Genomic DNA, 9,933 nt, shown 5'->3' with positions numbered 1-9,933 from the left:
GGTCTGGGCGGGCGGTGGCCCTGGGCGGGCGGCGATCCGGACCGGTCGCACACCGCGCCGCCGAGCGGTCAGGCCGGGCCGAGCAGGTCCCAGGAGTTGCCGGCGATGTCGCGGAAGACCGCGACCCGGCCGTACGGCTCGGTGCGGGGCGGCCGGACGAACTCGACGCCCGCGTCGACCATCCGGCGGTACACCGCCTCGAAGTCGTCGACCTGGAGGAAGAAGCCCACCCGGCCGTGGGTCTGGTCGCCGACCGCGCCGGCCTGGTGCTCGCCGTCGGCGCGGGCCAGCAGCAGGCCGGTGCCGCCGCCCGGCGGGCGTACGACCACCCAGCGCTTGGGCCGGCCGTCGTTCGTCAGCGACGGCTTGTCCTCGGCCAGCTCGAACCCGAGCACCTCGGTGAAGAAGGCGATCGCGGGGTCGTACTCGGTCACGACGAGCGTGACCAGGTCGAGCCGCACCGGGCTCAGACCTGCGTCAGCGTCGGCAGGTGCCGCTCGACCACCGGCAGCACGTCGGCGACGGTGATCGGCCGGCCCAGCTCGGCGGTCAGCGAGGTGACCCCGGCGTCGCGGATGCCGCAGGGCACGATCCGGTCGAAGAAGCCCAGGTCGCAGTCGCAGTTGACGGAGAAGCCGTGCAGCGTGACGCCGCGGGCCACGCGGATGCCGATGGCGGCGACCTTGCGGGCCGGCCCCCGGTCGTCCTCCGGCACCCACACGCCGCTGCGTCCCTCGACCCGGCCGGCGGACAGCCCGAACTCGGCGCAGACGTCGATCAGCAACTGCTCGGTGCGCCGGACGTACGCGACCACGTCGACCGGGTCGGGCAGCCGGACGATCGGGTAGCCGACGAGCTGCCCCGGACCGTGCCAGGTGATCTTCCCGCCGCGGTCCACGTCCACCACCGGGGTGCCGTCCATCGGCCGGTCCCACGGCTCGGTGCGCTTGCCGGCGGTGTAGACGCTGGGGTGCTCCAGCAGCAGCACCGTGTCGCCCTGCTCGCCGGCCACCACCGCCTCGTGCAGCCGGCGCTGCTCGTCCCAGGCGGCCTGGTAGTCGAGCAGGCCTGCGCGGACGGCGGTCAGCCCGGAAGTCGTCACGCTCACCCGTCCAGCCTAGTCCCGCCCTCCGGGAACCGGACCCGTGAGCCTCGTCGCCATCGCGGGGGACACGGCGACGGTCAGGCCGGCACCCGCCACAGCCAGACGTCCTCCACCCGCTCGGGCGGGCCGAGCAGCGCGGTGGCGGTGCGCCGCAGCGCCTCCTCGTCGACGTCGAACTTGGCGCCGTGCACCCGGTCCGGCAGCACCACCGCCTGGACCCCCCAGTAGCGCAGGTCCGCCCGGGACTCGCGGATGCTGCCGTCGGTGATGATCGGCACCAGCCCGGTCCGGCCCGCCTGGTCCATCAGTGAGTCGAAGGTGCGCGGCACCGGGCCGATCCGGCCCCGGCCCTCCGGCCCGCCGGGCCCGAGGAAGAAGCCGGACGGGATCCGGAACTCACCCTGCCGGTGGGCGAGCGCGTACGCCTGCCAGCGCTGCCCGTCCGGGTAGACGTCCACGGTCAGCGGCAGCGGCGTCAGCACCCCGTCGGGCGGGACGTAACGCTGCCAGGCGCCGCTGGTGATGAACTGCGGGATCGGCTCGCGGACGCTGGTCAGCAGCGGCGTGGGCACCAGCGGCAGCAGCGCCGCGGCGAAGCCCAGCGCCCAGGCGAGCCCGCTCACCCGGCGCCGGGGCGGCCGGGCACGCAGCGAGTCGATCGCGTACGCAAGCAGCAGACCGATGACCGGCGCGACCACGAGCGCCAGCCGGGACGGCAACGCCGCGTTGATCACCGGCAGGTTGTCCAGCACCCCGAACGGCAGCGTCTGGTCGAAGCGGCGGCCGTTCCACTTCACAGTGGGCCCCCACGACAGCACCGCGAAGACCACTGCGGTCACCCCGAGCGCCGCGAGGGTGGCCCGGAACGCGCGGTCCGCGCGCCGCCACAGCAGCGCGAAGCAGGCGGCGGCGAGCAGGAGCAGCGGTACGCCGAAGAACGAGTTCTCCTCCGTCGGGTTGGGCGCGAGCGAGGTGCCCCACCCGGCCCAGCCGGCCAGCGACCGGCGCGGATAGGACCCGTACGCGGCGATGTCCTCGGAGTGGATCAACGGGTCGAACCCGGTGCCGTGGAACCGTTGCGGTCCGAGGAAGTGCAGCCACAGCGGGTACGCCAGCAGTGCCCCGGCGACGAGCGCTGTCACGCCCAGCCCGGCCGCCATCCGGGGCAGCGCGGCGCGTACCTCGGACCGGCGGGCCGGGTGCAGCGCCCACACCGCGAGGAACACGCCGAGCGCCAGCGCGGTGAAGAACAGCCCCTCGGCGGCGATCGAGAACGCGACAGCCACCAGCAGGCCGAGCACGATCCCGCCGGTGACCGCCCGGCCCGGCCGGCGCAGCCGGAACACGCCCCAGATCAGCAGCGGCACCAGCCAGCCCGCGGTCCAGTTCAGGTGCGCGTTGGCGTGCGACACCATCGCCGGGCAGAAGGCGATGAACAGCGCGCCCACCCCGGCGGCCAGCCGGCTGCGGACCAGGTGCCGACTGAGCAGCCAGTACCAGGCCACCGCCGTCGCGGCCAGGTTGAGCGTGAGGATCACCAGGAACGTCGCGGGCGGCCCGATCAGGTACGTCAGCGGCGCGAAGACCGCCGCGTACACGGTGATCGAGGTGTTGACCGCGAGGTTCACCCCGTCCGGGACGTTGATCAAGGTGGTGTACAGCGGGTTCTGCCCGTGGGTCAGCGCGTGCCCGCCGAACGCCAGCAGCCACTCGAACAGCGCCTGGTCACTGGAGTTGACGGTGATCGCGCGGCTGTTCGGATCCCGCCACATGCCACTCGTCACCCAGAGGGCCAGGGCCAGCGCGGCGAGCGTGACCAGCAGGTCGGCGCGCCGGTCGCGGACGCGCGTCGGCGCCGGGCCGGCGGCCGGGGACGGGGAGGAGGGCACGCAGCGGACGTTACCAACCGGACCTGGGCAGACCGCCCGGACACGGAACTCGCCGCACACTTCGGTGACCGTGAATGTGTGAGCGGCGGCCATTCCGGTGTGACGAAACGCGGCCGTAACGTCTCGGCAACTCGGAGGTGACTCAGTTCACATTCCACGATCGGGAGGTCCCCGTGCCCCGCTCCTCATCCCTCATCGCCCGCGTCGCCGGGGCGGCGGCCGGGGTCGTGCTGGCCGCGGCCACCGCGCTGGTCGCCGCCCTTCCCGCCCAGGCCGCCTCGCTGACCCAGGTCACCGGGTTCGGCTCCAACCCCGGCAACCTGGCCATGTACGCGTACCGCCCGGACGGCCTGCCCGCCGGCGCGCCCGCCGTGGTGCTGCTGCACGGGTGCGTGCAGAACGCCTCGACGTACGTCACCAACTCCGGCTGGCAGAAGTACGCCGACCAGTGGAAGTTCACGCTCATCGCGCCGCAGCAGCCCAGCGGCAACAACGCCAACTCCTGCTTCAACTGGTTCGAGACCGGTGACACCGCACGCGGCCAGGGCGAGGCGCTGTCGATCAAGCAGATGGTCGACTACGCCAAGACCACCTACGGCACCGACGGCGCCCGCGTCTACGTCAGCGGCCTCTCCGCCGGTGGCGCGATGAGCGCGGCCATGCTTGCCGCCTACCCCGACGTCTTCGCCGGCGGCTCGATCATCGCCGGCATCCCGTACCGCTGCGCCACCAGCACCGTCACCGCGTTCAGCTGCATGAACCCGGGCGTGGACAAGACCCCGGCGCAGTGGGGCGACCTGGTCCGCAGCGCGTACCCCGGGTACACCGGCAAGCGCCCCCGGGTGGCGATCTGGCACGGCACCAGCGACACCACCGTGGCGACCGCGAACGCCGCCGAGTCGCGGGACCAGTGGACGAACGTGCTGGGCGTGTCGACCACACCGACCAGCACATCCACGCTGCCGGCCGGCACGAGCCTGGAGGTCTACGGCACCGACCAGGTCCGCCTCTACCGGGTCTCCGGGATGGGCCACGGCACCCCCGTCGACCCGGGTACGGGCGCGGACCAGTGCGGCACCGCCGGGGCGTACTTCCTGGACACCATCTGTTCGACGTACCGGGACGCGGTCTTCTTCGGGCTCGGCGGTGGCGGCGCCTCGCCGAGCCCGACCCCGACGGCCACCGCGTCACCCACGCCGACGGCCTCGCCCACGCCGACCGCCTCGCCCACGCCGACCAGCGCGCCGGTCTGCGTCACCGCCAGCAACTACGCGCACGTGGTGGCCGGGCGGGCCTACCAGTCCGGTGGCTACGCCTACGCGCTCGGCAGCGGGCAGCGGATGGGCCTCTACAACACCTTCTACAAGAGCACGCTGAAGCAGACCGGGCCCGCGTACTGGGTGATCGGCTGCTGATCCGCCGCGTCGCGCCGCCCTCGGCCGGTCACTCGGAGAGGGCGGCGCGCAGCGCGCCCGCCAGGTCCGGGTGCGCCCAGGAGAAGCCGGCCTTGTCGAGCACGGCGGGCAGCACCCGCGCGCTGGTCAGCGCCTCCTGCGCGAAACCGCCGAGCGCCACCTTCAGCGCCACCGCCGGGATCGGCATGATCGCCGGGCGGTGCAGCTGGCGGGCCAGTTCCCTGGTGAACTCGGCGTTGGTGACCGGCGCCGGGCCGACCACGTTCACCGCGCCGGCGATGCCGTCGTGGTTCAGCAGGAACTTCGCGGCGTCGAGCCAGTCCCGCATCGAGATCCACGGCAGCCACTGCCGCCCGTTGCCCAGCTTGCCGCCGACGCCGAGCCGGAACGGCAGCAGCTGCGGCTTGAGCAGGCCGCCGTCGCGGTGCAGCGGCAGTCCGGTACGCAGGCGCACCACCCGTACGCCCGCGTCCTCGGCCGGGCGGGTCGCGGCCTCCCAGACGCGGCAGACATCGGCGAGGAACCCCTCACCCGCAGGTGCCTCCTCGGTTACCGTCCGGTCGCCGGTGTTGCCGTACCAGCCGACGGCGGAGGAGTTCAGCAGCACCGTCGGACGGTCGGCGGCGGGCAGGCCGGCGATCGTGATGGCGAGCGTGGTGGTGCTGTCCACCCGGCTGGTCCGGATCACCTTCCGGTACTCGTCGTTCCAGCGCTTGTCGCCCACCCCCGCGCCGGCCAGGTTCACCACCGCGTCGGCGTCGGCGACACACTGCGGGTCCAGCTGTGCGGCGGACGGGTTCCACTGCCGTTCGACGGGGGTGCGTGGCGGGCGGCGGACCAGGCGGGTGACCTGGTGGCCGTCCGCGGTGAGGCAGTCGACCAGTCGGGTGCCGAGGAAACCGGACGCGCCGGCCATGAGGATCCGCATGCTCACATCTTCGAGTACGCGGCGCGATTCGGATGCGTTGAGCGAAATCACTCACTCGTCACGCCCACCGGTCACGCACGCTAAACGCGTTGCGTTTTTTTCGAATAGAGATACGCTTGCGTCATGAGCAACGCCCTGCGTGAACGTACGGTCCTTCCCCCGGACGACCCGGCTGAGCTGGCCCGGTTCGTGCAGGAACTGCGGAGCGCCGGCGGTCGCGCGCGGGCCAGGCTGGTTGGGCCGGACGGGTCCGAGATCGAGATCCCCGACGAGTTGTACGGCGTGCTGCGGGACGTGGTGACGGCACTGTCCGAAGGGCTCGCGATCTCCATCGCGCCGCACAACACGATGCTGACGACCCAGGAAGCGGCAGACCTGCTCAACATCTCCCGGCCCACGCTGGTCCGGTTGCTGTCCGAGGGTGAGATGCCGTACACGATGCGCGGCCGTCACCGGCGAGTCATGCTCCGGGACGTTCTCGACTACCAGGAGCGGACCCGGCAGGCGCGCCGCCGGACACTCGACCGGATGACCGCCGAAGCCGAGGAAGACGGCCTGTACGACGCGACGGCCACACCGCGCAGGACGAGATGAGGGTGACCTGAGTGGCGTTCCCGGCGTTTCTCGACACCTGCGTCCTCTACCCGGCGCATCTCTGCGACACCCTGCTGCGGCTGGCCGAGGTCGCCGCCTACCGACCCCTCTGGTCCAAGGACGTCCTGGACGAGCTGCGACGCAACCTGATCGTACGAGGCATCGCGGAGGAGCGGGTCGACCGCCGAATCGGCCAGATGGCCGAAGCCTTTCCGGACGCCATGGTCAGCGGGTACGAGTCGCTGATCGACGGCATGTCCAACGATCCCAAGGACCGGCACGTGCTGGCTGCCGCCGTCCGGGCGAACGCGGAGGTGCTGGTCACGTTCAACGTCGGTGACTTCCCCGAGCCGTCGCTCAAGTCCTTCGACATCGTGGCGGTGCATCCGGACGACTTCCTGCTCGATCAGCTGGACCTCTATCCGGGGCAGACACTCGACGTCCTGCACCGGCAGGCAGCGGCCTACCGCAGGGAGCCGACGACCGTACCGGGTCTGCTCGTACTGCTGGGACGCACCGGCCTGCCCCGGTTCGCCGCGGAGGTCCGCCGACACCTCTGAGGCGTCCCCCGCGGCGAGACCCGGGCGGTCAGGCGTCGGCGGGGGCGGTGCGCAGGTCGGCGAGCAGGCGCTCCACCTCGGCGAACGCGTCCTGCGGCAGCGGCCCGTACGCCAGCGCGCCGAGATTCTCCTCGGCCTGCCCGACGGTCCGGCAGCCGGGGATCGGCAGCGTGTGCGGGCTGCGGGCGAGCAGCCAGCCCAGCGCCCCCTGGGCGAGCGTGCGGCCGTCGGCGGTCAGCGCCTCACGGACCCGGGCCACCCGCTCGGCCCACTCGGCGCGCGGTACGCCGCCGGTGAACCAGTCCAGCCACTCCGGGGCCACGCCGCGCACGTCGTCGTCGCCCCGGGCGGTGGGAGCATCCTGGTACTTCGCGGTGAGCAGGCCCATCGCCAGCGGCCCCCGGTTCAGAGCGGCCAGGTCGAACTCAGCGCAGACCGCGAGCATGGCGGCGTTGTCCCGCAGCACCGACTGGTCGTGCTGGATCGCCGCGCAGTGCGGTCCGGCCTCGGCGAAGGCGCGCGCCGAGGCAGGGTCGTCGGTGCTCCAGCCGTACGCCCGGATCTTTCCCTCGGCGACCAGGTCCTCCAGGGTGCCGACGAGGTCCAGCGCCCGCGGCACCGGCAGGCCGCCCAGGTGGAGCTGGTAGAGGTCGACGTGGTCGGTGCCGAGCCGGCGCAGCGAACCCTCCAGGCTGCGCCGTGCGTAGTCAGGGCTGGCGTCCTCGCCGAGCGCCTGGCGGGTCTCCTCGTCGGTGGGATAGCCGAACTTGGTCGCGATGACCGCGCGGTCCCGGCGGCCGGCGAGCGCGCGCCCGAGCACCCGCTCGCTGTGCCCCGCGCCGTAGTTGCTGGAGGTGTCGAACAGCGTCGCGCCCAGGTCGAGCGCCCGGTGGACGGTACGCACCGACTCGTCGTCGTCCACCTCGCCCCAGCCGAGCGGTTGGGTGCCGCCCCAGAGCGGGCCGCCGATCGCCCAGCAGCCCATACCGATCGCGCTGACCTCGATGCCGCTGCGGCCCAGCCGTCGTGTCGTCGTCATGCGCCCAGTGTTCACTTTCGAGTGTGCTCGAAGTCCAGCTCTTTTCCCGCCAGCCGGGGCAGGAGCGGGGCGAGCGCGTCGACGGCCCCGGCGCGTACCACGAAGCGGGTGACGCCCCAGCGGCGCCGGTGCCCGGCCACGGCCGAGACGATCTCGTCGGGCGTCCCGGCCAGCACGAACGGGGTGGCCAGCACCTCCGCCGGGGTGAGCCCGGTCTCGGCGGCCGTCCCGGCGGCGGCCGCCTCCGCGTCGTCGGTGACGGCGACGTGCTGGACCAGCGCCTCCAGGACCGGCGGCGTCTCCCGGCCGGCCGCTCCGGCCGCCACGTGCGCGAGCTGCGCCTCGATCTGGTCGGCCCGCCACCGGACGGTGTGCTGGTGGCCGTCGGGCAGCGTACGGCCGAAGCCGGCCAGGCCGACCACGTCGGCGTGCCTTCCCGCCCAGCGCAGCAGCGTCGAGTTGGAAGCGCCGACGGTCAGCGGGATCCGGTCCTGGACCGGGCGGGGCCGGTCGAGCCGTGCCGCGTACGCGGTCAGGTCCCCGGTGTCCACGGTGACCTCGTCGCCGGCCAGCAGCGCCCGGACCGCCTCGGCCACCTCGACGCAGCGGCGTACCCGGCCGGCGACGTCCGGGCGCTCGCGCCCGACAGCCCGCCACTCGGCCGGCGTGTGGCCGGCGCCGACGCCGAACCGGGCCCGTCCGCCGGAGACCACGTCCAGGGTGGCCACGTCGGCGGCGAGCAGGATCGGCTCGCGGACGCCGGCGTTGGAGACGTACGAGCCGAGGCCCAACCTGCTGGTCACGGCCGCCGCAGCGGCCAGCGCGACGAACGGCGACGCGCAGGAGCCGGGGTGGTCGGCCGCGAACAGCGCGTCGAAGCCGGCCGCCTCGACGGTACGGGCCAGCTCGGTCCAGCTCGCCGCGTCGGTGGGCTGCGCCTGTACGGAGAAGGTCGCCATCGCCTCAGCATCGGCGCACGCCGCGCCGCCGGCCACCCGCACACGCAGATTCTGCCGACGGCCGAACGTCACACGGCGGCGTTCATCCGTTCGCGTCGCGGTCCTCGGGTTGCTCGTGCCACCGGGCCCGCCAGGCCGCCTCGTGCGCCTCGTGGCTGGCGCGCTCCTCGAAGACCAGCTTGCGCAGCGCCTGCCGGCCCTCGGCGAAGACGATCACCTCGACGGCCACCATGCCCACTGTGAGGGCGGTCAGGATGCCCAGCGCGGCCAGCCCCGGCACCCGCTCCGCGACCGGGATGGCCACGCCGAGCAGCAGCACCGTCCCGACCCGGGTCCAGCTCACCGTGCGCAGGGTACGCAGCTGGAACAGCATGTTGCCGCACAGGTAGCAGATCACGCCGCCGTACAGCAGCGGCACGCCCGGACCGTGTGCCGGCTCGCTCGGCGGCACGTTCGGGTCGGCGATCCCGTGCACGATCGTCTCGGCGCCGAGCGCGAACAGGATGATGCCCGCGATCATCGGCAGGAACAGGTACGCGTACGCGTCCCGGGCCATCGCCACCCGGGGACCGTCCTGCGCGGCGTGCAGGGCGATCCGGGCGGCCGGCCCGACCATGTCGTAGTGCGCCCACCAGAGCGCGGCGGTGAAGAAGATGCCGAGCACCGCCGCCGCCACGGCCGGCCAGGTGGGCGGCTGGCCGAGCAGGTTGCTGCCCACGCCGACGGAGATGACCGACTCGCCGAGCGCGATGATCAGGATGAGGTCGTACCGCTCGGTCCAGTGTTCGGCGGACGCGACGCCCCAGCCCCACGTGCCGGCGAGGATGCCGGTGCCGTACTGGAGCAGGATGACGCCGGCCCACAGCACGTCCCGCAGCACCGCCGCCGAGAACAGGTCGTCGATCCTCGGCGGCAGCAGCGCGGCGACCAGCAGCAGCGCGGTGCTGCCGACCACCTCGGGGGCGAACCGGATCAGTTGCCGGCGCTCGTTCGGGCTGTCCCGGACGGCGTGCCGGTAGAGCAGCAGGTGCACCAGCCGCAGGACGGTGTAGCTGAGCGCCGCGACCATCGGCCCGGCCTCGTTGCCGCGCGGGTCGCGGAACGCGTGCGGCAGCGACAGCGCGAACGTGAACAGCGCGGCCATGCCGACTGTCATGAGCACCGGGACGAAGCCCTCGCCGAGGCGTACCCGGGTGGCGACGACGCTGTGCACCACCCACGACCACCAGAGCACGGCGAGGACCAGCAGGGCGTGCAGCAGCGCCCCGCCGGTCACCTCGAGCGCGGTGGCCCGGGTGATGATGAAGAACGAGAAGACGAAGACCAGGTCGAAGAAGATCTCGAACCGGTCGACCCGGGCGCCCGGGGCCACCGGCACGGCCGGCCCCAGGCGTCCCCGCCACCCGTACGAGCCCACCGGCCGAGTCTGTCAGCGCCGGTCCGG

10 protein-coding genes are annotated in these 9,933 nt (G+C 73.2%); 3 read left to right on the top strand and 7 right to left on the bottom strand.

Annotated features, from left to right (window positions below; genetic code table 11):
- Positions 1-68: 68 nt before the first annotated feature.
- The 3 genes from ABD52_RS21085 to ABD52_RS21075 all read right to left on the bottom strand — a co-directional run bounded on the left by ABD52_RS21085 (position 69) and on the right by ABD52_RS21075 (position 2,994).
- Positions 69-461: a VOC family protein gene (locus ABD52_RS21085; RefSeq protein ID WP_013475695.1), complete on the bottom strand. Its 393-nt coding sequence runs from the start codon at positions 459-461 to the stop codon at positions 69-71.
- A 5-nt stretch (positions 462-466) separates the two neighbouring features.
- A complete protein-coding gene (gene lipB / locus ABD52_RS21080; protein WP_030273076.1) occupies positions 467-1,108 on the bottom strand; it encodes a lipoyl(octanoyl) transferase LipB in 642 nt (213 codons plus the stop codon).
- A 74-nt stretch (positions 1,109-1,182) separates the two neighbouring features.
- On the bottom strand, positions 1,183-2,994 hold the full coding sequence (locus ABD52_RS21075; RefSeq protein WP_047892941.1) for a hypothetical protein: 1,812 nt from the start codon (positions 2,992-2,994) through the stop codon (positions 1,183-1,185).
- Between the two features lie 173 nt (positions 2,995-3,167).
- Between ABD52_RS21075 and ABD52_RS21070 the strand changes: the two genes are divergently transcribed.
- Complete coding sequence (locus tag ABD52_RS21070) at positions 3,168-4,409, top strand: PHB depolymerase family esterase (protein WP_047892938.1); 1,242 nt, start codon at positions 3,168-3,170, stop codon at positions 4,407-4,409.
- A gap of 28 nt (positions 4,410-4,437) precedes the next feature.
- Here ABD52_RS21070 and ABD52_RS21065 read toward each other — a convergent pair whose 3' ends face one another.
- Complete coding sequence (locus ABD52_RS21065) at positions 4,438-5,337, bottom strand: TIGR01777 family oxidoreductase (protein WP_030273071.1); 900 nt, start codon at positions 5,335-5,337, stop codon at positions 4,438-4,440.
- 123 nt (positions 5,338-5,460) lie between these two features.
- Here ABD52_RS21065 and ABD52_RS21060 point away from each other — a divergent pair, with 123 nt between their 5' ends.
- Together ABD52_RS21060 and ABD52_RS21055 are read left to right on the top strand one after the other, a co-directional pair.
- Positions 5,461-5,931 carry a helix-turn-helix domain-containing protein gene (locus ABD52_RS21060; protein WP_013475700.1) on the top strand — a complete coding sequence of 157 codons (471 nt, stop codon included), beginning with the start codon at positions 5,461-5,463 and terminating at the stop codon, positions 5,929-5,931.
- Positions 5,932-5,942: 11 nt separating this feature from the next.
- The gene (locus ABD52_RS21055; protein WP_030273069.1) at positions 5,943-6,491 is read left to right on the top strand and encodes a PIN domain-containing protein; all 549 of its coding nucleotides are present in this window, start codon (positions 5,943-5,945) and stop codon (positions 6,489-6,491) included.
- Between the two features lie 28 nt (positions 6,492-6,519).
- Here the strand turns inward: ABD52_RS21055 and ABD52_RS21050 are convergent, their stop codons facing one another.
- The 3 genes from ABD52_RS21050 to ABD52_RS21040 form a co-directional block, all read right to left on the bottom strand.
- A complete protein-coding gene (locus ABD52_RS21050) occupies positions 6,520-7,530 on the bottom strand; it encodes an aldo/keto reductase (RefSeq protein ID WP_047892937.1) in 1,011 nt (336 codons plus the stop codon).
- 11 nt (positions 7,531-7,541) lie between these two features.
- Positions 7,542-8,489: an LLM class flavin-dependent oxidoreductase gene (locus tag ABD52_RS21045; RefSeq protein WP_047892940.1), complete on the bottom strand. Its 948-nt coding sequence runs from the start codon at positions 8,487-8,489 to the stop codon at positions 7,542-7,544.
- Positions 8,490-8,571: 82 nt separating this feature from the next.
- On the bottom strand, positions 8,572-9,906 hold the full coding sequence (locus ABD52_RS21040; protein WP_047892936.1) for a low temperature requirement protein A: 1,335 nt from the start codon (positions 9,904-9,906) through the stop codon (positions 8,572-8,574).
- Between the last annotated feature and the right edge of the window lie 27 nt (positions 9,907-9,933).

The sequence above is a fragment of the Micromonospora sp. RV43 genome, assembly GCF_001029515.1.
Taxonomy (GTDB): Bacteria; Actinomycetota; Actinomycetes; order Mycobacteriales; family Micromonosporaceae; genus Micromonospora; species Micromonospora aurantiaca.
Note: the sequence above shows the minus strand (reverse complement) of the source record. Positions and strands in the feature narration are given on the sequence as shown.

Coding starts and splice junctions, on each gene's coding strand:
- ABD52_RS21050 (WP_047892937.1), bottom strand. CDS start 7,530: ATGACGACGACACGACGGCTGGGCCGCAGCGGCATCGAGGTCAGCGCG.
- ABD52_RS21060 (WP_013475700.1), top strand. CDS start 5,461: ATGAGCAACGCCCTGCGTGAACGTACGGTCCTTCCCCCGGACGACCCG.
- ABD52_RS21045 (WP_047892940.1), bottom strand. CDS start 8,489: ATGGCGACCTTCTCCGTACAGGCGCAGCCCACCGACGCGGCGAGCTGG.
- ABD52_RS21065 (WP_030273071.1), bottom strand. CDS start 5,337: ATGCGGATCCTCATGGCCGGCGCGTCCGGTTTCCTCGGCACCCGACTG.